Source organism: Novosphingobium sp. HR1a, from assembly GCF_015594425.1.
Classification (GTDB): domain Bacteria; phylum Pseudomonadota; class Alphaproteobacteria; order Sphingomonadales; family Sphingomonadaceae; genus Novosphingobium; species Novosphingobium resinovorum_A.
This window is the reverse complement of the sequence record NZ_JABXWS010000022.1, coordinates 24,138-48,401: the sequence shown is the minus strand read 5'-3', so window position 1 is coordinate 48,401 and position 24,264 is coordinate 24,138. Positions and strand designations below refer to the sequence as shown.

Annotated in this window: 18 protein-coding genes; 3 read left to right on the top strand and 15 right to left on the bottom strand. The window is 67.8% G+C overall.

Annotated features, from left to right (window positions below; translation table 11 throughout):
- Window positions 1-115: 115 nt before the first annotated feature.
- Genes HWN72_RS03690 through HWN72_RS03680 form a run of 3 tightly spaced genes read left to right on the top strand, consistent with a single transcriptional unit; the run spans window position 116 to window position 5,522 of the window.
- Entirely contained in the window at window positions 116-2,563 is a 2,448-nt protein-coding gene (locus tag HWN72_RS03690) for a hypothetical protein (RefSeq protein WP_211149876.1), read from the top strand.
- 7 nt (window positions 2,564-2,570) lie between these two features.
- Window positions 2,571-4,343: a GMC family oxidoreductase gene (locus HWN72_RS03685; protein WP_211149875.1), complete on the top strand. Its 1,773-nt coding sequence runs from the start codon at window positions 2,571-2,573 to the stop codon at window positions 4,341-4,343.
- 3 nt (window positions 4,344-4,346) lie between these two features.
- A complete protein-coding gene (locus HWN72_RS03680) occupies window positions 4,347-5,522 on the top strand; it encodes a hypothetical protein (RefSeq protein WP_211149874.1) in 1,176 nt (391 codons plus the stop codon).
- Between the two features lie 185 nt (window positions 5,523-5,707).
- Here the strand turns inward: HWN72_RS03680 and HWN72_RS03675 are convergent, their stop codons facing one another.
- The 15 genes from HWN72_RS03675 to HWN72_RS03615 all read right to left on the bottom strand — a co-directional run bounded on the left by HWN72_RS03675 (window position 5,708) and on the right by HWN72_RS03615 (window position 24,244).
- Window positions 5,708-7,123, bottom strand: a complete 1,416-nt coding sequence (locus HWN72_RS03675; protein WP_211149873.1) for a hypothetical protein — start codon at window positions 7,121-7,123, stop codon at window positions 5,708-5,710.
- Complete coding sequence (locus HWN72_RS03670) at window positions 7,120-8,391, bottom strand: hypothetical protein (RefSeq protein WP_069707351.1); 1,272 nt, start codon at window positions 8,389-8,391, stop codon at window positions 7,120-7,122. Before HWN72_RS03670 ends, HWN72_RS03675 begins: the two co-directional genes overlap by 4 nt.
- A gap of 10 nt (window positions 8,392-8,401) precedes the next feature.
- Window positions 8,402-8,839, bottom strand: coding sequence for a hypothetical protein (locus HWN72_RS03665; RefSeq protein WP_008828576.1), 438 nt, complete (start codon window positions 8,837-8,839; stop codon window positions 8,402-8,404).
- A 204-nt stretch (window positions 8,840-9,043) separates the two neighbouring features.
- Complete coding sequence (locus tag HWN72_RS30970) at window positions 9,044-9,232, bottom strand: hypothetical protein (protein WP_248005792.1); 189 nt, start codon at window positions 9,230-9,232, stop codon at window positions 9,044-9,046.
- 138 nt (window positions 9,233-9,370) lie between these two features.
- A complete protein-coding gene (locus HWN72_RS30965; protein ID WP_248005791.1) occupies window positions 9,371-9,589 on the bottom strand; it encodes an SDR family NAD(P)-dependent oxidoreductase in 219 nt (72 codons plus the stop codon).
- Between the two features lie 194 nt (window positions 9,590-9,783).
- Complete coding sequence (locus HWN72_RS03655) at window positions 9,784-9,969, bottom strand: hypothetical protein (protein WP_155986444.1); 186 nt, start codon at window positions 9,967-9,969, stop codon at window positions 9,784-9,786.
- Between the two features lie 28 nt (window positions 9,970-9,997).
- Entirely contained in the window at window positions 9,998-11,095 is a 1,098-nt protein-coding gene (locus HWN72_RS03650) for a TIGR03032 family protein (protein WP_211149872.1), read from the bottom strand.
- Between the two features lie 164 nt (window positions 11,096-11,259).
- Window positions 11,260-18,090, bottom strand: a complete 6,831-nt coding sequence (locus HWN72_RS03645) for a pertactin-like passenger domain-containing protein (protein WP_289357556.1) — start codon at window positions 18,088-18,090, stop codon at window positions 11,260-11,262.
- Window positions 18,091-18,275: 185 nt separating this feature from the next.
- Complete coding sequence (locus tag HWN72_RS30960; RefSeq protein WP_289357555.1) at window positions 18,276-19,169, bottom strand: TonB-dependent receptor domain-containing protein; 894 nt, start codon at window positions 19,167-19,169, stop codon at window positions 18,276-18,278.
- A gap of 28 nt (window positions 19,170-19,197) precedes the next feature.
- Window positions 19,198-20,586, bottom strand: coding sequence for a TonB-dependent receptor plug domain-containing protein (locus HWN72_RS30955; protein ID WP_248005790.1), 1,389 nt, complete (start codon window positions 20,584-20,586; stop codon window positions 19,198-19,200).
- Between the two features lie 31 nt (window positions 20,587-20,617).
- Window positions 20,618-21,538 (bottom strand): FecR domain-containing protein, encoded by a 921-nt coding sequence (locus tag HWN72_RS03635; RefSeq protein ID WP_211149871.1) that lies wholly within the window; start codon window positions 21,536-21,538, stop codon window positions 20,618-20,620.
- Between the two features lie 33 nt (window positions 21,539-21,571).
- On the bottom strand, window positions 21,572-22,108 hold the full coding sequence (locus tag HWN72_RS03630) for a sigma-70 family RNA polymerase sigma factor (RefSeq protein ID WP_309141549.1): 537 nt from the start codon (window positions 22,106-22,108) through the stop codon (window positions 21,572-21,574).
- A 290-nt stretch (window positions 22,109-22,398) separates the two neighbouring features.
- A complete protein-coding gene (locus tag HWN72_RS03625) occupies window positions 22,399-23,025 on the bottom strand; it encodes a TetR/AcrR family transcriptional regulator (RefSeq protein ID WP_069707342.1) in 627 nt (208 codons plus the stop codon).
- A gap of 186 nt (window positions 23,026-23,211) precedes the next feature.
- Window positions 23,212-23,718 carry a nuclear transport factor 2 family protein gene (locus HWN72_RS03620; RefSeq protein WP_051587141.1) on the bottom strand — a complete coding sequence of 169 codons (507 nt, stop codon included), beginning with the start codon at window positions 23,716-23,718 and terminating at the stop codon, window positions 23,212-23,214.
- A gap of 49 nt (window positions 23,719-23,767) precedes the next feature.
- The gene (locus tag HWN72_RS03615; RefSeq protein WP_211149869.1) at window positions 23,768-24,244 is read right to left on the bottom strand and encodes a VOC family protein; all 477 of its coding nucleotides are present in this window, start codon (window positions 24,242-24,244) and stop codon (window positions 23,768-23,770) included.
- Window positions 24,245-24,264: the final 20 nt, after the last annotated feature.

Here is a 24,264-nt window from a genome sequence, read left to right as displayed (position 1 = left end):
GCAATCCGGAAACCATCGTCTTCTTCCATTACAAATATCGTCACTTGACCGCCCTGCGAAACGGGAGCCTCCTTGAAGGGCATAGTCAGGCAAGGTGCTGTCGAGAGGGGGGAGCATGGTGATCGCCAGAGGAATACTCCTGAGCGGATCGCTCGCGGCGCTGGCCGCCTGTCACGGCGGGCCGAAGGACGAGGCGCAGAAAGTCGGGGTGCGTGACGACACGCTCGTCCAGGCGGACGAAGACTACTTCCACGAAATGGACGACGGCGTCGCCCTCACCCCCGACGAGGTGAAGGGCCGCAACATGTGGCTGGTGTGGAGCGGCGGCAACGACCGCTTCTGGGACACCATGAGCAAGCCGACGCTGGGCGGCTTCGACCTGCTCAAGATCGTCGCCCCGCCGCCCGGCAGCCCCAATGCCCGGCCGACGCGCTGGAAGGTCATGGGCCTTGTCAACGAACCCTGCTTTTCCGCGCCGACGAAGCCGGACGGCTACGGCCTCTGGCGAGACACGCGCGATCCGGGCTGCGCACCCGATCCCTTCGCGAATGAAAAGAAGTACCCGGGCATCCGCATCGGCGCGCGCGGGACGACGGTGCCGGTCGGCTCCTACTTCGGCGAACCCTCCGGCATCCTCGGCCTGCGCCTGTTCCCCAATCCGGACTTCGACGAGAAGGCGAAGGCCCGCTGGGACGCGAAGCGCTATTACAGCGACGCGCGCTACTACAACGATCCCAGGCTGGTGCGCCCCTACCGCGTGGGCATGAGCTGCGGGTTCTGCCACCTCGGCCCCAGCCCGACGCGCCCGCCCGCCGATCCCGAGAAACCCGCCTTCGCCAACCTCAACTCCACGGTCGGCGCGCAGTACATGTGGGTGGACCGACTGTTCATGTGGAAGGCCGACCCGTCGAACTACATGTACCAGCTGGTCTCGACGTACCGGCCTGGCGCGATGGACACCTCGCTGGTTTCCACCGACAACATCAACAACCCGCGCACGATGAACGCGGTCTACCTGCTCGGCGACCGGCTCGGCGCCGCGCGCAAGTTCGGGCGCGAGACGCTGGCGGGCGGCAGCACGAAGAACGTCCAGTTCAACGACATCCTCGATTCCGGCCCGCTCACACAGTATTTCGACAAGCCCGCGACCGTCTGGACGCCGCACGTCCTCAAGGACGGCGCCGACGCGGTGGGCGCGCTGGGGGCTCTGAACCGCGTCTATCTCAACATCGGGCTGTTCTCGGAAGAGTGGCTGACGCACTTCAACCCGGTTGTCGGCGGCAAGATCATCAGCCCGATCGAGATCGCCACCGCCCGCCGCAACTCCGCCTACTGGCGCGCGACGGAGGCGGGGACGCCGCTTACCGCGCTGTTCTTCCTCAAGGCCGCGCGGCCCGATCCTCTGGCCAATGCGCCGGGCGGTGCGGGCTACCTCAAGGCGAGCCCGCAAGTGCTCCAGCGCGGCGCGATGGCTTTCGCCAATACCTGCGCGCGCTGCCACTCCAGCAAGCAGCCCGACGCGCCCGCAGGCGCTTCGCTGGTCGATGCCATCGGCCCCGACTACCTGACGCGCTTCAAGGCATGGTGGCGCTGGACCCAGAGCGAGGACTTCAAGGGCAGGATGCGCGCCCTCGTCGCGCGGCCGGACTTCCGCCAGGACAACTACTTCAGCACCGACGCGCGCATCCCGGTGACGCTGCTGCGCACCAACTTGTGCAGCCCGCTGGCGACCAATGCCCTGCGCGGCAACATCTGGGACAACTTCTCGTCCGAAAGCTACAAGGTTCTGCCCTCGGTCGGCACCGTCGCCTATCAGGACCCCTTCACCGGAGAGGCCCGCGCCTATCGCATGCCCGCCGGAGGACGCGGCTATACGCGCGTGCCCTCGCTGGTCTCGCTGTGGTCGACCGCGCCGTTCCTACTGGCCAACACGGTCGGCACGTTCAACGGCGATCCGTCCGTGGCGGGACGCATGGCGGCGTTCGACGACGGCATCGCCAAGATGCTCTGGCCGAACCTTCGGGAACGCGACGCGATGCTGCCCGGCGCCTGGGGCATGATCGACCGCACGACGACGCGCAGCAAACTCTACGTGCCCTCCTCGTTCATCCCCGACGCCCCGGGACCGCTGGACGATCAGGCGCGCAAGGCCCTGCGCACGCTGGAGAACGCGGACGGCGACATCGAACTGGGGCCGATCCCCAAGGGAATGCCCGTGAACCTGCTCGCCTCGCTCCAGCCGCTGGCGGAAAGCCGCGATCCGGCCACCATCGCGCGCCATTACCGCGACCTCGTCGTGCTGCTGGCACAGCTCAAGAAGGGCCTGCTGACCCTGCCGCGCGGCGCCGACGACGCGGCCGTGCGCGCTCACTTCGCCTCGCTGCGGGGACCGTTGATGGCGCTCAACAAGTGCCCCGACTTCGTGGTCAATCGCGGCCACTACTTCGGCACGGAGGAGTTCAACCGCTATCAGCGCACCCGCGACGAGCGCGATTTCGGCCGCGAGCCTGTCCTGTCCGACGAGGACAAGCGGGCGCTGGTCGAATACCTCAAGACGCTCTGAGCAGGCGGTGCCGCAGCCCGAACACGACTACATCGTGGTGGGGTCGGGCGCGGCCGGAGGCACCGTCGCAGCGCGGCTTGCCGAGGCGGGAATGCGGGTGCTGGTCATCGAGGCCGGGCCGGACCCCTGCGCCGGGGACGCGAGGACACAGGCGGACTACGCGGTGCCCGCCTTCCATCCCTTCGCCTCGGAGAACCCCGAATTCGCGTGGGATTACCGCGTGCGGCATTTCGCCGCTCCTGCAGGTGACCTCGTCAGCTACCCCCGCGCCGGGGCGCTCGGGGGCTGCACGGCGCACAATGCGATGATCTTCCTGGTCCCGCCAGACAGCGACTGGGCGCATCTGGCCACCCTGACCGGCGATCCGGGCTGGTCGCCCGAAGCGATGCGCCGCCATCGCAAGGTGGTCGAGGACTGCCGCCACCGCCCGCTCTGGCGCCTGCTCGCCCGCCTCGGCATCGACCCGACAGGACATGGCTGGGACGGCTGGCTGCCGGTCGAGAAAGCGGCGCCGATGCGCGCCTTTCGCGATGCGGCGCTGATCCGCTCGCTGCTGCTGGCGACGCTGGTGGACGTGGCACGGGGCCGAAACTGGCTCTCGCGCATCGGCGTGTTCCTGCGCGACTGGGGCGATCCCAACGACGGCAGGCGGCAGGACCGCGAACAGGTCTGTTACACCCCGCTCACCACGCGCGGCCACGCCCGCAGCGGCGCGCGCGAGCGGCTGGAGGCCGTGCGCGAGGCTCATCCGGATCGCATCACGATCCTGACGGACTGCCTCGCCACCCGCGTCCTGTTCGACAGGAGCGGGATCGCAAACGGCGTCGCCTGGCTGAAAGGCCGCCACCTCCACCGCGCCAGCCCACAGCCCGGCACCATAAGCGAGGAAGGCGCCAGTTTCGCCCGGCACGAGGTCATCCTCGCAGGCGGCGCCTTCGCCACGCCGCAACTGCTGATGCTATCGGGCATAGGCGACGCCGGCCATCTCGCCGAACACGGCATCGCCTGCCGCAAGCATCTGCCGCAAGTCGGATGCAACCTGCAGGACCGCTACGAGATTGGCCTCGTCCACCGCATGGCGAAACCATGGCGCTCGCTGCAGGGCGCGACCTTCAGCCCCGGCGACCCGCTGCACCGCATGTGGCGGAAGCGGCGGCGGGGCATGTACATCTCGAACGGCGCGGCGCTCGCCGCGCTGCGTCGCTCCAGCACCGCGCGGGACCACGCGCCCGACCTGTTCCTGATGGGGCTCATGGCGCGCTTTAAAGGGTACTATCCCGGCTATTCCGCCGAGCTTTGGCCGGGGCTCGACGGCTTCAGCTGGACCGTGCTCAAGGGCCAGACCGGCAACCGCGCGGGCACCGTGCGCCTTGCCTCCGCCGACCCGCGCGATCCGCCGCGTATCGACTTCGCCCACTTCACACAGAACGGGGAGGCCGACCTCACCGGCCTCGTCGAAGGACTGGAGATGGCCCGCGCCCTCGCCCGCCCGCTGATCGCGCGCGGGGTGATCGCCGAGGAGGAACTGCCCGGCGCCCACGTCACCGCTGCGCCCTTGCGCGACTGGGTCCGCGCCAACGCATGGGGACACCACGCCTGCGGCAGCGCCGCGATCGGGCCGGTGCTCGATCCCACCGGCCGGGTCCACGGGATCGAGCGGCTGCGCGTGGTCGACGCCTCGATCTTCCCGCGCATCCCCGGCCTGTTCATCGCCGCGCCGATCTACCTCGCGGCCGAGAAGCTGGCCGCCGACATCCTGCGCCTGAATAGGGAGAGCTGACCGATGCTGCGCTTTCTGCACCGCCTGCTCGAAGCGGGCCTCCATTTCGAGCGGCGCTTCGATCCCTTCTTCCGCCCCGCGCTCGACGCGGTGGTGCGGATGCCGCTGACGCGGTTCTTCAACTGGACCATCAACCTCACCCGCAGCCGCGACGTGCCCCCGCTGGCGCAGGAGCGCATCGATCCCGACGAGGACGTCAGCCTCGACACCATCATCGCCGAGATGCAGCATCACCTCGACCTCGACTTCACCCCCGGCAATTACGAACGCGCGGGCAATACCAAGACGCACGGCCTCGTCCGGGCGACTTTCACGGTATTGCCGGGTCTGCCCGAGCACGTGCGCCGGGGCGTCTTCGCGGCGGAGCGCAGCTTTCCCGCATGGGTCCGCTTCTCCAACCCCGGCCCCCATGTCGAGCCCGACATCGACGACGTCGGCTTCGGCTCGATGAGCGTGAAGCTGTGCGACGTGCCCGGCCCCAAGCTGATGGACGACGAGCATTTCACGCAGGACTTCACCTCGGTCACCGTCATCACCTTCCCCACGCCCGACACGCGCACCAACGCGCACCTGCAATACTGGAGCCGCCGCGAGATGGGGGTCTGGTACTTCCTGAACCTCAGGCGCCCGCACGTGCGCGACTTCATCATGCAGGCGCTGTGGAACCGTACGCTCGCCAATCCGCTGGCCAACACGTACTTCTCCTGCACGCCCTACCTGCTGGGAGAAGGGCAGGCGATGCAGTACAGTTTCCACCCCCTCACCCCCGTCACGACGCGCATTCCTCGCCTGCCGCTGCGCCCCGGCGACGACTACCTGCACGACAACCTCGCCGCTTCGCTGCGCGAGGGCGAAGCCTGCTTCGAGATGCGCCTGAGGCTGCAGCGCGACCCGTTCCTTCAGCCGATCGAGCAGGGCGCGGTCCTGTGGGACCCGGCGCGCACGCCCTATATTCCGGTGGCGCGGATCTCGATCCCGGCCCAGGAATTCCGCTCGCCTGCACAGTTCGCCTTCGCCCGGCAACTAACGTGGAACCCCTGGCACTGCGTCCCGGAACACCGCCCCCTCGGCAACCAGAACCGCGCACGGCGACGGCTCTACTTCGAGATGTCGCGCTACCGGCAGGGCAAGAACGGCGAAAGCCACGCCGAGCCGACCGGGCTCGAGCAGTTCGACTAGGGCGTGATCGTGTTTGACTGAAACACCGTCCGTCATCCCCGCGAAGGCGGGGACCCATCTGATGACGGTGCAATTTGCCACTTCAGGAGTTGGGTTCCCGCCTTCGCGGGAATGACGATGATTGAATTGAAGTCGGTCACACGCCAGCTTTTCGCCATCCGCAAGCACAGCGAAGCAATGACGAATTAGGGCGCGTCCTCGAGTATCCGCGCCAGCCCGCCGATCCCCGGCAGGAAGAAGTACGCCCCGCCCACCACCGTCACGAAGCGCGGCAGTCCGGCGACGAGGCGCGGATTGCCATCCCCGTCGTGCCACGCGAAGGCGTCCGTCGCCTGCCCGCTGCGGACCGGACAGCGGTTGCCCAGCAGCGGGTCCTGCTCGCCCGAAAGCCCGCCGAAGTAGGGGCTGGCGATCCAGCTGCCCTGCACGAATTCGAACTGCCGCGCGAGGCTGGCGTTGAGGCAAATGAAGTGCAGCCCGCACTCTTGCGCCACCGCCTCTCCGGCGATTACCGCAAGCGGCTCCGGCGCCGCGCCATAGGGCCGCCCCCGCCGCAGGAGCCGGTGAAACCGCGCCGAGGCCACCGCGTCATGGATGGCCGTGCCCTTGAACCCGAGCGAGGAAACCACATCGCGCAGGAACCCGCGCCGTCCTTGCGGATCGTCGCCGCTGCGCGGATTGGCGCGGCGGACGTGTGCGCCGACCGGGCATGCAATCCCGTCCGGGTCGCCCGCGAAAGTAAAGCCGTTGAGCCCGTGCGCGGCCAGTTCCGGCAGCGGCTGCCCGTCGATACCGCGCCCCACCATCCGCTCGGCCAGCGCGACTGCCCCGTCCCTGCCGGCAATCCGCGCGGTCCAGTCCCAGAAGCCGCCCACGTCCTGCATCAACTGGCGATAGACGAGGTACGTCCCGTTACGCCCGATCCCCCGCTGCACCGGATGATCCGCCACGAACCCGTACTCGTTGCCATGCCCCAGCAGGAATTCGCCGAGCGCGATCCGATCGCGATAGTCGCGGTCCTTCGCCCCGCCGGGTCTCAGCGTGCCCTCCCAGTCGACCTCCGGTTGCGAGACACCGTCCACGAAGCCGAACGGCTCGCGCCCGACCGGCCCGCTCGCGTCGTTGATGCGCAGGAGCGTGCAGGCGTCCGGCGGCATCGCGCCGAGTATCGCATCCTGCCACGCGGCGACGTCGCCCTCCCCGGCCAGCAGCATAAGCAGCACATGCGGCTCCGCCTCGCCGCTGCCCCAGCGCCAGTATTCGGGCGCACTGTCGTCCACGTCCCCCAGCCGCCGCGAGCGCGAGGGATCGCCCGCCATCCCGTCGAGGAACTCGGGCGCGAAGCCGGGCACATCGTCCACCGGCAGGCCCAATGCCCGCAGTCCCGCCGCCGTGAAGGCCAGCTGGCAGACCCGCTCCAGTCGCCGCGCCTCCGCCTCGGCCAGCGTCATCACCGCCAGCGAGCGCAGCCACGCCCGCGCCGCGCCCGGCTGCGCAACCTGCAGCAGCACATAGCGCGCACCGCCGAGCGACCCGAACCCGCGCCCGACGAGCGCCTGCACGTCGGTGCCCAGCCCTTTCATCTCTCGGCGCCCGTTCATATCTCGGCGATCCAGCGGCGCAGCGCACGCCCGCGCGGCCTCGCTTCGAACCCCGCGCGAATGCGGGCATTGCGCGCCATGTCGTAGTTGGACAGCCCTGGGAATGCCTTGAACCATACCTGCGTCGGGATCTGGTGGTGGAACAGGTAGCGCTTGAAGTCCTCCTCCCGCCGCGCACCGCCGCGGATCAGCCAGTCGGTGCGCGGATAGCCCAGGCCGTTGGAGAACGACAGGTTCAGCCCGAAGGCCACCTTGTTGATGAAGTCGTCGTTGTACGCCTCGCGGCTGCCGTCGTAATTGCTGGCGAAATAGACGCGGCGCCTGTCGTCGAGGAACGTCCAGCTCGCGAAGTGGATCGTGTTCACCCGCGCGAGCCGCCCCTTGCGATAGATGTGCCGCGCGCCCCAGCCGATTACCCACAGGATCACCACCGCCAGCCACCGCCGGAAGCGCCCCGGCTTGAGCGAGCCGATGGCGCTGTACTGGTTGGTGATGTCGTGGTCCTCCTGCGCCGAGAGCATGCGGTTGCGCTCCCGGTCAGGCACCGGGGCGAGCACCGGGTCGGTCTTCTCCCGGCGGCGCAGCAGCAGCACGAACGGCAGCAGACCCAGCACGATCAGCGGCAGCAGCACCAGGGCGAGCACCGGGAGCAGCAGGAAGTGGGCGATGTCGCCGAGCCTGTGCAGCAGCGGCATCTTCTGCAGCGGCGTCAGCGGCACCGCCTGCCCCGCTTGCGCAAGGATCGGCCAGAGCGTTTCCGGATCTTCCGTCCGGTGCGCCAGCCGCGCCGCGCGCAGCGCACGATGGAGCGCCGCCTCCTCGGCAATCTGCCGGGTGCCCCGCCCGCGCCAGTTGATGTAATTGGCCGCCGTCCGGCAGCGATGCGCGCGCATCCACGCGATGAGGTCGGTGCGCGGTTCGAAGTCGATGCAGAACCCGAATATCTTGCGCAGCCCCGGCCCCGCCACCACCGCCAGCGCCTCGAGGAACTCCGCATCCCCGCCATCGTAGTCGGCGATGAACGCCAATCGCACCGGCTCGGTCACCGGCAGGCTCTCGGCCAGCGCGATGCGGTCCCGCAGCGAGGGATCGTCGAGCACGACGAACCGCGCGACATGGATGCGCTTGAGCCGCCCGAACGGCACCAGCCAGTTCTCGGGCTCTGCCTGGCCGGGAGACGAGGTCATCGACGCCAGCGTCCGCTCCAGTTCGACGCGTACGCCGAAGCGGAGGGGCGAGGCGATGAAGATGTGTCCCTGCCGGATCACGGCGGCCCGATCAGCCGCCGAACTCGAGCGCGAAGTCGATCAGCCGCGTCTTGTCCCAGTAGACCTTGCCCAGATAGAGCCCCGGCTCGATCATCCGGATCTCGTCGCGCACGTGCGATGCCAGCAGCGAGGTGTCGGAATAGTCGAGCACGATGCACTCCTTGCCGTCCAGCCAGCTCGGCTCCTTGTAGACTTTGGCGACGATCGCCTTGAGCCCGAACGGCAGGATGGTGTTGCGCAGGAAACCATGCTCGCCGTCGAAGACCTTGCCCTGCCAGGCGAAGATATTGATGAGCTTGGCGATCTCGTCCGAAACCGAGGTGCCCGGCGCGATGATCGCCGTCCCCCTGGCCTCGCCATCGGGAATCGGCCCCGCCTCATGCGCGGAAAACAGCGCATCGAGCGCAGCCTGGTCCATCTTGAGCCACTGCGATACCGACTGTCCCATGGCGATCCTCCCAAATCAGCCTGCCAGGTCTGTGCGTATCAGAAATCAATAAAATACAAATTTTTGTATGTTTAGTTAGTTACCAAGGACATTACTCATATATCAGCGTTGATTCATTCCGCCACAATACGGTCAACACACCGAACGAAGGCCGTCAATCGGAGTGTACTATTCTGCACACTCTGTCACTACTGACATTGGTTGTTAAGCGGCCGGTGTCGATCCGGTGTTCACGAAAGGCTGGGCGATACCGTCCAATGGAATAGCCATGTCGGCCAGTTCGCGCTCGGCCCAGAACAACCTGCCCGTATATTCGGCCGGATTTTCGCAGGCGGAAAAATAGACGATCATTCGGGCGGGAACCGTCATCGACACTGCCACGCTGTCGTCCAATCCGGCTTCCCGCACGCGGATGGCGACCAGCTCGGTCGCGACAAGACCTGGGTGGAGGCCGATGATGAAGATATTTTTCTGCGCCAGTTCGGGCGCAAGGCAGTTCCCGAGCCGATCGAGCGCCCGCTTGCTCGAATATTAGCCGGGCACGGCAAGGCTGAATTCGCCGACAGCGTCCAGTTTGCGCGGCTCCTCCGGCATCCGGAAGACTTCGCCGTTGCCGGTGGAGAGATTGATGATCCGGCCACCGCCGCGCTTTTCCATGATCGGGACGACCAGCTGGATCAGCGTGAACGGCGCATGGACGTTGACATCGAACTGATAGAGCCAAGCGTCGAAGTTCCGACCATCCGCCATCGAAATCGACGACGATCTCCGCGTTGAAGCTGTCGAACGCGATGGGCGTGTCGTCGGCGCCGAACAACCACCCGGAATAATGTTCCGGCGGATATTGCTCCGCGGTCCTTGTAGCCATCGACCTCTCCCAACGATGAGCCAGTGCCCTTCATCGATGCCGCGATTTCGCATGATCGCCAAGAAGGACATAATCGTCATTGGCTGTCCATGCCGGTACATTCGATCCGGGCCGGTACATTCGATCTGGCGGCCTCCGGGTCCATTGCGCGGCCGCCCGCTTTCCAGATGCTCACCGGATCTTCGATTTCCAGATCCCGACTGTCTTCTTTTCCGGCCCGTCCGCGATAAACCGAGACGAAGGCCGCGGCAGGGGCAACCACCGCGACCTTCGCTCCCTCCCTGGGTCGTTCAAAGCTGATCGAAGGTGATCGTGCTCCGGATTTCCTCGGTCTGCGGGCCGACCGACATGGGGCAGGCCACGCCCGGCATGGCGGCGACATCGAACAACTCGGTGATGTGGCCTTCGAGGCGCACCCATTCGACGATGTGGCCGGTCGCGAGGTTCACGACCATGAGGCCGCACCACGCCTCGGCATCGCGCTTCTTCAGTTCGCCATCGAGCAGCAGGCCCTTGAAAGTGCCGTCGCGCGGCTTCGAGAGTGTGACGATGGCATGGCCATGGTGGATGGCCATGCCGCGCAGGAAGCCGGGGCAGAACGCGATGTCGATCTTCTCGCCGCTCGCGGGGTCGATCCGCACGATCTGGCCCCGTCCGCTGTCGAGCACGTAGACTTGTTCGCCGACCACGCGCGGGGAATGCGGCATCGAGAGCTGGTCGGTGACGATGCGGTCATCGCGCACGTCGATCAGCACCCCGCCCTCATGCCGCCGCTCGCGCCAGCCGCTGAGCACGTCGGAGCGGCTGACGGCGGTGACGTAGCGCACTTCCCCGTCCGCCATCGCCATGCCGTTGAGGTGGCAGCGGTCCTCCGGCGCCAGCCTGGAGATGAACGCCGGCTTCCAGATCGGCCTGAAGCTGTGGGTCAGGTCCAGCGTGGCGAGGCAGCTGTACTTGGTGTTGACGAAGATCACCCGGCCGTCCCGGTCCGCGCCGACCTCATGGATATCGACGTCGCCGATGGTCTGGGCATTGCGCGGGACCAGCACGGCATCGAACGCCTTGTTGCCCAGTTCGCCGGGACGCAGCATGTTCTCCAGCCTCCAGAGCTGCGACAGCGAGCCGAGGTAGAGCCGCCCCGGCCGCCAGCACACGCCCATCGCGCGGCTGAAGCTCTGCTGGTTGAACGAGACGGTGCCATTGGCGTGGGCACCGACGAGGAACAGTTGCCCGGTCTGGTACGAGGTGAAGGCCAGGCTCACCCGGTGCGTGCGCAGCCAGGCGTTGAACCCGCGCGAGACGGCGATGTTGGTGGCGCCGGGTGCGAGCGTAGCCGCTTCCGCTCCCGGGGCGGACGCGCGGCCGGTGGTGGTTTGGATCGCAGCCATTCCGGCCTCCGCCTCCGGGGGGGAAGCGGAGGCCGGACGCTCGGCGGTGGCGAGATCAGAAGCGGGGCCAGAATCAGGGCCAGAATCAGAGCCGGTGTCGGTCATGTCGTGTTCTCTGCTTGTGGCGAGGGCCGCGTGCGTGCCCGGCCCTCGTGGTATCGGGATCAGAACTTGAAGCGCACGCCGGCGCGGCCGCCGCCGCCCCTGGTGCTGGAACCGAAGGTGGCGTTACCCTCTACGAAGCCGCTGACCGGGCCTTCGGAGAGGATCGTCACGCCCAGCGCCGCCTGCCCGTAGTCGCCCATGCGGCGGCCCTCGATGCTTTCTGAGGTGCCCCCGCTCACCAGCGTCGCGGCGGGCCTGCCCTCGAACTGGTGGACCCAGCTTCCCCGGGCATAGAACACCGCCTCGGTTCCGAAGACCCTGGCCGTGCCGCCGATCCGCGCGCCCAGCTTGCCGGTCAGCCCGTCGAGCTTGCCGAAGTCGATCGACTGACCCAGCAGGTTGAGCCCGGCGATATCCGTCTTCTGCCACGCCAGCGAGGCCAACGGTTCGACGAACACCTTGTCGGAGCCCAGCCGCGCGCCGATCTCGCCCTGCAGGCCGTAACCGTCGCCGCTGGTCTTGTCCGACCAGTCGAGAACCCGGCCGTGCGCGTCGATCGCGTGGTGTGCATACTGGCCCAGCGCATTGACGAACAGCGCCCCGCGCCTGACCGAGCCGTAGGCACCCACGTTGACCGTTTCGAACTCCGCCCGGTCGCCGCCGCGCTCGAAATTCTGGCGCGAGCTGATGTAGCCCGCCGTCACGCCGAACACGGCGGAGCCCGCATCGTTCATCGACCCGCCGAGATCCATGCCCACCTGGAACCCGTAGAAGTCTTGGCGGTAGTCGAGGGCATAGTCGGTGCCGCCGATCGCCTGCGCGGCGTCGCGGTTGCTCACGCCGCCGTAGACCTGGCCCCACAGACGGGCGGCGGGCTGCACGTCGTCGCGCAGCTGCGTCATGTGGCTGCTCCATGCCTGCGCGGACTGGTCCCAGATCGCCTGCGCCCCTTCGCCGATCCGCGCGAGCCGATAGACCGGCGCACCGGCCTGCGCGGTCAGGCCGAAGCTGCCTGCCTCGTATGCGAGCGCATAGTGCACCAGCCCGACGTCCGGTGCCGCCATGTGGAACGCCGTCGATGCACTGCCCGCGCCGACCTTCACCAGTTCGATCGGTTTGGTCAGCAGCGTGGCATCGGATGCGCTCTGGTTGAGCACGATCCCGGTGGACCCGGTCGCCGCTCCCTGGATCACCAGCTTGTCGGCAACGCCCTTCCCGAGATCGAGCCCGAGTTGGGCATTACCCGAACCGAAATAGTCGCCGGTCAGCGTCAGCGTGTCGCCCGCCGCTCCGCCGCGCAGGTCGATGAGGCCGCTGTTCTCGAACCGCTCCAGCCCCTTGAACGTGACCGAAACCGGCGCGGCAGCCGCCCGTGCCGCAGCGGATGTACCGCTCGACACCGCCAGGATGCCGCTGTTGGTGAACACGTCCCGTCCGGCACCGAAGTCGCTGTCCTTCGTCGCATCGAATCGGCCGCTATTGACGAAGGTGTCATCCACCGCCGTCATCTTCACGTTGCCCTCGATCAGGCCGGAGTTGGTGATGGCCGCGCCGTAAACGGTGGTCAGCTCGTCGCCGATGCCGAGGTCCGCCATGTAGACCGTGTAGCCGTCGCCCAGGTTGCGGATTGTGCCCGCGTTGTTGAGCGTCACGCCGGTGTAGGAGCCCAAGATCACCGCATTGCCGATGCCCACATAAGGATCGTCGGCCGGGTTGTGCTGGCCGCCGCCGATGACCGTCGCGCCCTTGCCGATGTTGAGCACGGTGTCGCCGCTGAAGGAGTTCATCTCGATCGCGACGTGGTTGGGTGCGATCACTGACCCGGTGACGGTGGCCTCGGCATCGCCGGCGCTGATCGTCAGGATGCCGCGCCCGCCTGAAGACACGTTGCCGACCTCGATGCTGGTGGTGCCCGCAGAGATCGTCGAGAGGCCGGCTCCGCCCTTCGAGGCGTCGATCGCCTGCGCCTTGACCGACACGTCGCCGCGATAACTGAGAGCGACCACGCCCGCCGAACCCTCGCCCGAAACGGTGACCTTGCCGACGTCCACCGTCAGCATCGGCAGCGCCTCGGCCTCGCCCTCGGCCAGTGCGACCTTGTCGCCGCCGCGCCCGGGCCTTTCGACGACCGCGAGCACGCCCGAGGCGTACTTGCCCGAGGCTTCGACCGTGCCGGTGGAGACCACGTCCACGTCGCCGCCATGGCTGATCGCGCGGACCGCGTTGGCGGCCTCCCCGCTCGTCGCCACCTTGCCGGAGTTGGCGATCGATACGGTCGAGACCGCCCCGGTTCCGCCCAGCGCATAGATGCCGTGGGCGAACTGGCCAGAGGTGGCGATATCACCGCTGTTGGTCACATCGAGCGGACCCGCGCCGAAGGCCAGTACGCCGTAGGCGTTACGGCCACTGGTCGAGATCGTCCCGGTCGTCGTGACCGACACGCCCCCGCTCGCCGAATAGCCGCGCACGGCAGCCGCCTTGTCGCCGGTCGTGGCGACATCCCGGGCGTGGATGGTGACCTTGCCGTCGAGGGCGGCGGCATAGATGCCGGTCGCGAAGTCTCCTCTGGTGGAAACCGCCCCGGTCGCCGTCACGTCGACGCTGGCGCCGACCGCGTAGATGCCGTGGTTGAAATGCGGCGCGGTGTAATAATAGTCGCCGATCGGCTGGCCCGGCACGAAGTCGCCGGTCGTGGTCACGTCGCCCGCAGTGATCCTGATCGCCCCGGAATAACCGATCGCGACGATACCCGCCGATCCGGCTCCGGTGGTGGTCACCGTGCCCGCCGTGATGTCGATCCCGCCGCCCTGCGCCGCGTTCACCGCGACGATGCCGTCGGAAAGGTCGCCGCTGGTCGAGACCGAACCCACATCGATGCGGATGTCACCGCTGAGCGGCTGGCCGTCGAGGCCCGCGCCATAGACGCCCGCATAGAGGCCGGCGGCATTGTGGCCGCTGGTGCTGATCGCCGCCTGGCTGACCGAGACTGTGCCGCCCAGCGCCTGCGCAAGCACGCCCAGCGAGCGCTCCCCGCTGGTGGTGATCGTGCCGGTTCCGTCGATCGTCACGCCCTGCATGCCGAAGCCGACGATGCCGCGCGAATCCTGCCCCGAGGTTTCCAGCGTACCCCGGTTGTGGATGCCGATGGTCCCCCCGGAGATCGCGAACACGCCGTCGGAGATGTCACCTGCGGTCGAGAGGGCATCGGTGACGGTGATGTCGCCGTTATTGCCGGTGCCGAAGACGGCGGCGTAGATGCCGGTCGCGATCGGCCCCGTGGTCTTGACCTTGCCCACGTTCACGGTGACGTCGGTGCCCTCTGCGACGACGCCGAAGCCGCCTTCGGTAGCGGTCAGGATCTCGCCCGCATCGACGCGGACCGTCTTTGCGCCGAGCGCCAGGATGCCGACGCCGAGTGTCCCGATCTCCTCGACGTTGTCGACCTTGACCGAGATGTTCTGGCCGCTGACGGCGATGCCGGTGCTGTTGTAATGGTCGGAAGTGACGGTGCCCGCCTTCACGTCCACATCGCCATAGCGCGCCGATACGCTGATCGCGCCGCCGGTGACGGTGCCCGCGTCGATCGAGACCTTGCCGTCATAGGAATAGGCAAAGATCGCCGCGCTGACATCGCCATGGTTGGTGATGCTGCCCGCGTCGATCGAGATGTCCCCGGCCACCGCCAGGTTGACCGCCTGGATCCCGAGTGCCTCCTTGCCCGATGTCTCGATGGTGCCCGCAGTGATGGAAATCGCGTTGCCCACGCCGTTGGTATAGGCATTGATGCCATAGGCGTAGTCGCCCGAGGTCTTCACCGACCCTGCATTGATCACGGTGTCCATCTGACGGCCCAGGCTCAGTGCCCGGATACCGTCCGAACCGAAGCCCTCGGTCGTAACCTCGCCCACATCGACGGCAAGCGTTTCGCCGGCAGAGAAACGCGCGCCGCCGGTCTTCGCCAGAAGGCCATAGGAATAGTCGCCCTTGGTGGCGATCGTGTTGCCGGTGATCGTGACGTCGCCGTAGATGCTGGTGGCATCGATGCCGCGACCGACCTTGCCCCGGGTGGCGATATCTCCCACCGTCACGGTGTTAGACCCGTAGACGGCATAGGAATACACGCCGAATGCGTAATCGCCCCGCGTGCTGATCGAACCCACGTCGATCGCGATGTTCCCGCCGCGACCGATATTGATCGCATCGACGCCGTCGGACCCGAAGCCGGTTGTCACCAGCGTGCCGGCGGTAACGGAAATGTCGCGCTCTGCCTGTCCGTTGTCGTGGACGAAGTTGGAATTGGCGTAGATCGCGGCGGAATAGTCTGCGGCCGTGCTGACCGAGCCCGCAGTGACGTGCACGGCCGCGCCGACCGCCTTGATGCCGGTGCCCAGGAACGCCCGGTTCACGTTCGCGCCGCTGGTGGTCACGTCGCCCACGTTGATGGTGGTCGTGCCGCCCGAATAGGCGACTACGCCGCGCGCCGCCGTTCCGCTGGTGGCGACCGAGCCGACGTCGATATCGACGTTGCCGTAGTAGCTCCAGCCGTAGACCGCCTCGGAACCGTAGCCGGTGGTGGTCACCTTGTCGGCCTTGATGCCGGTGCTGCCGTAGTAGGCGGCGGCGCGGATGCCGTTCGACAGCGCCCCGGTGGTGCTGACTTCCCCGGCGGTGATGGTGATGCCGCCCGACAGCCCGCCGACATTGTTGTTGGCGTTGATGCCGTCCGACCGATAGCCGGAGGTCTTCACGGTCCCGGCGTCGATGGCGATGTCGCCGTAGCCATAGGCATGAATGCCGGCCGCGTTCGCACCCGAAGTCGTCACCGAGACGGCGGTGATCGTGGTCTTGCCGTCGGTGCGCGTCTCGATCCCGCGCGAATCGTCGCCGGTGGTGACCACGGTGCCCGCGTCCACCGTCACGTCGCCGCCGAAGAACGTGCCGTCCTCGCTGTAACCGCGCAACGCGGAGACCTTGATGCCCGAGGCGTAGGCGCCGCCGGTCGTCACCGAGCCCGCATGGATCGTCGCGTCGTTGCCGAGCGCCAGCACGTCCACGCCCGAGGACTGGTCGCCCTTCGTGGTGATCGCGCCCGCGTCGATGGCGATCTGGTGATCGAGCCCGTCGGTGCTGACGCCGGTGACCTTGATTCCGCTGGAATTGCTCCCGCCGGTGGTGACCTGGCCGGCCTTGATCGCCGTGTCGCCCGCATAGGACTGCGCGTAGACGCCGGGGCTGTCATCGCCCGAGGTAGAGATCGCGCCGACCTCGAGCGTGAGGTTGCCGTGATCGAGGAAGGACTGGAAGCCCGCCGCGTTATCGCCGGTGGTGGTCAGGGAGCCGATGGTGAAGTGCTGGTCGGAATAGACTCCGTTCGTCAGGATCGCCGGAGAATGATCGCCCGCCGTGGTGATCGATCCGATGGTGGCATCGACCGTGCCGAAGCTGTTGCCGATCGACAGGCCGACCGCATCCCGGCCCAGCGCGACCGCGCCTTTGGTGACGATGCTGTCGATGTTGAGCGTCACGTCGCCATCGGCATTCTGGATGATAACACCGCGCGAACGGTCGCCGTTGATGGTCACCGTGCCGAGGTCCACGTCCACGTCGCCACCCGTCTTCACCACGACGCCCGCCGTGTTGATGCCGTTGGTGGTGACGCTGTCGGCCTTGACGGTGAACTTGTGGTTCTCGCCCAGGTAGCCTGCCGAGCCCCCCGCATAGATCGCAGCGGAATTGTTGCCGTCCGTGGTGACGCTGCCCGCCGTGATGGTCAGCTGAGCGTCTGTGCCATAGGCGAGCACGTTGATGCCGTTCGCGAAATCGCCATGGGTGGTGACGCTGTCCGCGCTGATATCGACATTGCCGTAGATGCTCACCGCGCCCATCCCGGCCGAGCCGGTGCCGCTGGTCTCCACCGTCCCGGCAGAGAGCGAGACGTTACCGAAACCGCCCGCGTAGGCGCCCCAGCTCTCGTCCCCGGTGGTGGCGATCGCGCCGATCGACACCTTGGTCTCGCCCATCGTGAAGTTAGTGGCGATCACCCCGTCCGAAGCATAGCCGCCCGTCTTCACGCTGTCGGCATGGACCGTGAGGTCGGTCGGCGCGCCCAGCACGGTCTGGCCGGTTTCCTCGTCGAACACCGGCGGCTGGCCCGCCTGCGCGTCGATGCCAACCGAATAGTCGCCATGCGTGGTGACCGATCCCGCATCGATGGTCAGGCTGCCCTGGGTGCTGACCCCGTAGATACCGCGCGAATAGAGCCCGCTGGTCTCGACGCTGCCCGCCGAAACGCCGATCGCGCCGCTGTAGCCGGAAACGTGGACGCCGTCGGAGAAGGCGCCGCTGGTCTTTACCGCGCCGACCTGGACATCGACCGCGCCCGAGACGCTGCCCGCGACCACGCCATGTGCCTCGCTCCCCTGGGTGGACACGCTGCCGACATGGATCGTCAGGTCGCCTGCGTCGGTGTTGCCCGCAACGCCGATCGAACCGGTGCCCTGCGTGGCGATCGTGCTCGCGCCGTCGGCGATCACCGCCGCCGCACCGCCCGAGAAGTTGGTGACATTGATGCCGTTCACGTAGTCGTCGCCGGTTTCCACCGCAACGCCGTCCCCGAGATGGACGGTCAGGTCCTGGGGAGTCTCGCCCGCCCCGACGCCGTAATGGATGCCGCCCGGATAGCTGGACGAGGCCGGGCAGGTCACCGCCGTCAGGGTCAACAGGCCGCAGGCCGGTGCGGCCGCCGCAGGGGCGGTGCCGATCAGCAGCGCGGCGGCGGCGCCGGTCAGGCAGGTGCCGAGCCGCAATACATGACGGCGCGGTCGTGAACGGGCGGGGGATCGGAGGTGCCGGGTGGACTTGAGGATCGTATTAACGCGGTCGTCGTGCACGTGGTGCTCCCTGGTAGCGTCCAGGAGCAATCGTCGGTCGGGTCCGTGGCGCGCACCGGCCGGAGCCGGGCAGCGCATTGGCGATGTAAAAACCCCGGGACCCGACCCGTTGCCCCCTCGATGCCGGCAAAACGCCACCCCAAGGGCCTACCCGTAAGGGAAATTACACAATTGACACTTTTTCTTCAAAATCCTGCTTCGAAGCCCACCCGTACCGTGCGCGGGCGCTGCGGCGTGGTCTGCGCGCCCGCCCGCAAGGTGAAGGGATTGCCCAGCGCAAAGCGATCGCCGCGCGCATCCAGCAGGTTTTCGACCGACAGCGCGACCACCGCCCGATCGAGTTCCAGCCGCCCCGACAGGTCGAGCCGGGTCACCCCGCCCTGCCGCAAGTCGAGGTTCGCGCCCGCCCCCAGGTGCGACACGCCTTCGTGCACGACCAGCGCGCCGAGCCCGAGGCTCCGCCCCGCGCGCAGCGGCAGACGATAGCGCGCCTCCCCTCGCAGCGAGAGGCCCGGCACATTGGGCAGCGAACGGCTGCCGTCGCGCAAGTATTCCAGCGGATGCAGCCGGTCGCGGACCACCATCGCCGCGCCCAGCAGTTGCAGCCGCCCCGTCACTTGCGCGCGCCCCGTGACATCGGCGCTGAATACGCGGGCATCGCCGATATTCTCGGTATACGTCAGGCCCACCGGCGTCAGCAGGTCCCCTTGCACGTCGCGCCACCGGCTCCAGGCCAGCGTCGCGTCCCATTCCAGCGGGCCGGTCCCCACGTCGCGAAGGCCGACTTCGAGCGTGCCGATCCGGTCGGACGCGAACTTGCGCGAGACGATCCCGCCCGCAACGCCTCCCGGCCGGTATCCCCGCTCGTAGCGCGCGTAGGCCCGCCCCTTGCCATGCAACTTCAGCGTGGCGGCAAGCGACGGCAGCAGCCGCGTCTCGCTACGCGCCACCGACACCGGCTCCTGCTCGCGCGAGAAGTAGAAGCTGTCGAGCTTGCCCAGCGCATCCCCATCCAGCGTCATGCGGCTGAGGCGCAGGCCGCCGGTGAAGCTGAGCCCCGGCCCCGCATCGAGCGTCACTTCGCCGAAAGCACTGAGTTCGGTGTTGTCATTGCCGCACGCGCAGCCGATCGCCGGGGCTTTCGGGCAGCACGGAACGGATCTGCCGCGCCCGGCTGGAGAGAATGCTCACCCCGCCCACCCAGCCCGGGCCGTCGCCGGGCTCCCGCCACGCCCGAGCCTCGATCGTGACCAGGCTGGCGTGGTCGGCCTGGCGATAGAGGATCGCGCCGCCATCGCGCGCGGTGGCGGCATAGTTCTGGTCCATGCGCTGTTCCACCGCGCCCACCGTCGCGCTGACATGCACCGGCCCGCCGCCGCGCCTCACCGTGGCGAAGGCAAGCGCGATATGGTCGGACGATGGCTCGGCGACACCGCTGCGCCGCTCCAGCGCGCCTGCCGCCCCCGATCCCGTGCCGGGCTGCGCGTACTGCGCATCGCGGCTGCGGATCGCCTGGACCGCGCCGCCGATGTCCGCGGTCCAGTCGCCCTGACGGTAGCGCAGCGCCAGCCTGCCACCGGTCGTGCGCACACGATTGACGTCCTTGTCCCCGCGCGCCGTATCGTCGATGTAGCCTCCGGCGTCCGATCGATAGCCCAGCACGCGCAAGCCCAGCTGCCCCTCCACCACCGGCAGGTTGGCCAGGCCGCCGAGGTCGCCCCCCATCGCTCCGTGCGCCGTCGCCGAGATTCCGCCCCAGCCCCGCGCCGATGCCTCGCCGAGATCGGGAGCGCGCGGCTGCAACCGGACGATGCCGCCCAGGGCGCCCGCACCGTAGAGCGTGCCGTGGGGGCCGGGGAGCACCTCCACCTGCTCCAGGTCGAGCGGCAGCAGGCCGGGATCGGCCGCACGATAGGTCAGCCGCTGCTCCCCGAGGTACGGCGCCACCGTCGCCGCACGGGTGCCAGCGAAGCTCGAATCGGCGATCCCCCGCAAGAACAGCTTGTCGCGCCCCGGCCCCAGGTGCGTTCCGCTCACCAGCGCCACCCTGTCCGCCAGCGCATCGCTGCCTCGCATCGCCGCAGCCGCATCGATCATTGCACCGGGCATGACCCGCGCGGTGAGGGGAAACGCATGCAGCGCCGCATCGCTCCGGCTCCGAGCGACGACGATCGCCGCACCGCCGGGTTCGGGCGGACGCATAGGGATCAGGGCGGACACGGGCTCCGCTTCAAGCCGGCGCAGGCCGACGATCAGCCACGAATCGCCGCCGAGCCGGCGCAGCATCACGCCGTTGCCGAGAATCTGCCGGAGCATGTTGTCGACCCCGCCCGACACCCGCTTGGACGCGATCCGTCGCCGTAACAGCGCCGGGTTGGTGGTGCCGATGCTGGCGCCGGTGCCGCGCGCGATGATGTCGATCGCCTCCGCGAGGGTGCACGAAGGTATCGCAAGGTCGCGGGCGCAGGCCCGGTCCGGCGCCGCGACAAGCGCCATTGCGAGAGCGAAGACCCCCCGCCCGCGCATCTCAGTCCGAACCGCCGTCCGCGCTCAGCAGCAGGCGCACCCGTTCCTTCACCGCTTCGGGCGGCCCGTCGAGGCCGATCGTTCCGGTAAAGCGCCGGTCCCCGCCCTGCCCCTCCAGTTCCACGCGCAGCCCGGTCGCGCGGGCAACGTCGGCGAGGACCAGCGATACCGGGGCATCCTCGTAGTGCAACCGCCCTTCGCGCCAGCCGGCGACGCCCTCGGGCGCAAGATCGAACCGTCGCCCGCGTGTTCCTGCCCGTTCGAACCCCTGCCCGGCAGTGAGGACCAGCCCTCCCTCACCCTCCGCCTGCGCCACCGCCACCGCCACCGAGCCTTCGGCGACGCTTACGGCCAGCCGCCCGAGCTCGCTCACGACGTCGAAGCGTGTGCCCAGGTCGGTGATAGTCGCCCCGCCCGCGGTGACGACGAAAGGCCGCGCCGCATCGTGGCGCACGACGAACAGCGCCTCGCCCGACACCAGCGCCGCCCCGCGCCCGCCGGGATCGAGCCGGACCACCGTATCGCCGTTGAGCGCAAGGCGGGTGCCGTCGGCCAGTCGCAGATCACGGTGCACGCCGGCCGCAGTGCGATACTCCTGCCACGGCCGCGCATCCTCGCCCCTGAGGCCCAGCCACAAGCCGAGGCCCACCAGCACCGCCACCCCAGCGGCGATGCCCGCCGGCAGGTATCGCCGCGAAGGGTTGTCGTTGACCGCGACGAACTCGGCCCGGGAAGGGGGAAGCCCCTCCGCCACCTCGTCCACCGCCTTGGCCTCGGCAAGCTGCAGGATGTCGAAAGCACGCGCGTGATCCGGCGACAGGGCGAGCCACGCCGTCAGCGCATCCCAGTCCGCGAACCGGGGATCGCCCAGCCGGATCACCCAGTCGAGCGCTTCGTTGTCGAGGCGTGCCTTGTCCGTCACCATAATCTCCGGCACATAACGCCGCCGCCGCCGTCAATCCGCATCGAGGCCGCTCCTGATATCCAGAAGGGCGACGTAAGCCTTGCGCAAGTCCTTCTCCACCGTGCTCAGGCTCACGCCCAGTTCCTCGGCTATTACCCGCTGTTCCACGCCTTCCAGCCGATAGCGGCGGAAGACGTGTTCCACGCGCGGCCCCAGGTCCCGCAGCCGCTGCGAGGCGATGCCGACCTGCTGCCGGGCGATCAGCGCCTGCTCGGCCGAGGGCTGCTGGTCCCGGTCATTGACCTCGGCCCAGCCGGCATCCCGCACCGAGCGGCGGGCGCCTTGCCGCCGGGCATCGAGCAGCAGGCGCTCGGCCATGCGAAAAAGGTAGGACAGCGGGCTCGGTTCGACGTCTCGGTCGATCGACGAGGCCTTGATCCACATCTCCTGCAGGATGTCCTCGGCAATATCCCCCGCGCCGCGCGCCATGAGGTAGGCCCGCAGCCTGGCACGATTCGCGAGCAACACCCCCGCAAGCCTGCTGGAGCCCGCGCCTTCGATATCCATCACACTGGAGAGCCGATCCACGTTCAACCGTTTGTCACAAAATAGAAACCAAAATGGGGGCATTGCAAGCCCCATCGCTGCATCGCACAACGCGCAGCACGGTATGCCGTCAAACCTGTGACTGGAGCGCCCGTTCGGAACACCATGCGCCGGGCGCCGGCTTCCGATCGACGAACGCATTTTCCAGGTCGCCGCAAGGCGCCTGTCGTATCCTTCTTCGTTCGTCTAAGGGCCCGCCTAATCGCGGCCCGAGGTCCGGGTGTTTCGCGCGCAGGGCGGATCGCCGGGTGTGCATTCGGCGCGCGATGAGATCAGGTCGAGGTGCCGTCCGTCATTCCGGGCTCCTGATTCCTCGGCCGGTAGCCCAGGCGCAGCAGATGCTTGCGCAGAATTACGCGCTGACGCCTGGCAGGCCAGTCCGAACGCTGAATGGCAACCAGGGTCGCGATGCCGTTGATCGCGACCTGGATGTCGGTCGCCACGTCCCTGGCATTCTCGGTCGGATCGAATTCGCCCCGCGCCTGTGCCTTCACGATCAGATCGACGAACACGTCGTTGCTGACGGTGCTGCTTTCCGACCACTCCGTTTCGATGCCCTCGATATCCGGGGTCTGTCCCCAGAACGCCAGCCAGCAGTGCCAGTCCTGCCAGCGCGGGCTTGTGATGGGCAGCGCGAAGTCGAGGCATGCCAGCAAGTCCTTGCCGTCCCTGCTCGCCTTCCTGATCCGCGCCAGTCCCCGCTGCCATGCGACCCGCTGGGTATAGGCCAGCATTTCGTGCTTGCTGCGAAAGTAGTGGCACACGATAGTGGTGCTGTAGCCGCACTCCTCGGCCACGGCGCGGATGGTGACGGCCTCAACGCCGCCTTTTAGCACAATGCCGGATACGACTTTGGCGATCTCCCTGCGCCGCTGTTCGTGATCGACTATGCGCGGCATGGGCGATTTACCTCGATTTCGGAGAGACGTCGTGACCGCTCACGCTACTGCCGCAGATCAGCGAAGCCAAGCCTTCGCACCAGCGGCGGGCACCGGATTTCATTTGGCACATACGTATATAATGCCGGGTCCTTTCGATCGTCCCCAATCGGTTGCCGGCTGCCGCGCCGGGGCTGCCGCTTTCCGTCAGAGGCTGATGTCCATCGTCGCGGTCATGCGTGAGGGGTCCGGATCGTGCGGCGGCTTGCCGTAGTCCATGACCGGGAAGAACTTCCCGTCCAGCATCGGCGACCCGTAATAGACCTGATCGTAGCGGTGCACCTTGATGAGCCATTCGTCTCCGTGTTTGCGGAAGGTGCTGTGATAGATGCCCATCACCACCTGATACGATCCGTCAGGCATGCGCAGCACTTCGTCCACATGCCCGCGAGACGCGGCCGTGTCCCCGTCCACCTCGATCACCAGCGAGGAAATCGACTGCCGGACGAAGGGAAAGCCCTGCATGACGTTCCACCAGTGATCGACGACGGCCTGACGCCCGCGTGTGATGGTCCCGAAGGCGTGCCACTCACCGTCCTCGGCATAACATTCGCCATGCGCCTCGGGATCGCGGCGGAAGATCGAATCTCCAAGGCGAGCCAGGGTTCGCCTGACGCCTGCATCGCCATCCAGCCGGTTCAGAAGGTCATTCATCGTCGTCCTCGCTTGTTGTGTATGTCGTGCTTGCCGATGCGGCCGGACATCAATCCAGGGTCAGTGGGCCGCCCTGCCACCATCGCTCGAAGGCCGGGCGCAGCATCGACGATGCAAGTTCGACGACCATGCCGCCGCCCGCCGGTCTCACATAGGCGAACGGTCCCCACCGTTCCTCGGGTGCGGCCCCGGCGGCGATTACGCTCCATCCTTGCGCGGTCAGGTCGTCCACCGTACCCGCCACGTCGTCCACCCAGAGGCCGACATGGTCGCCGCGCGATGCTGCCGCGTCGAAGAAGCTGCCGGCCTCCCCCTGCTGCAGTTCGAGCCGCACCGGCCCTTCGCACGAGATCGTGAAGCGATTGGTGATCGTCTTGAGGCCGGCCTCGGGCGTCCACACGGAGAAGGCTTCCAGCGTGAAGGGCTCGGCGAACTTCAGCCCCAGCGTGCGCGCGTAGAACGCCATGGCTTCGTCGAGGTCCGGGACCAGCACGCCCGTGTGGAATACCTTGCTGTAATCGAGCACCGCGTTCTCCGTTGCGAATA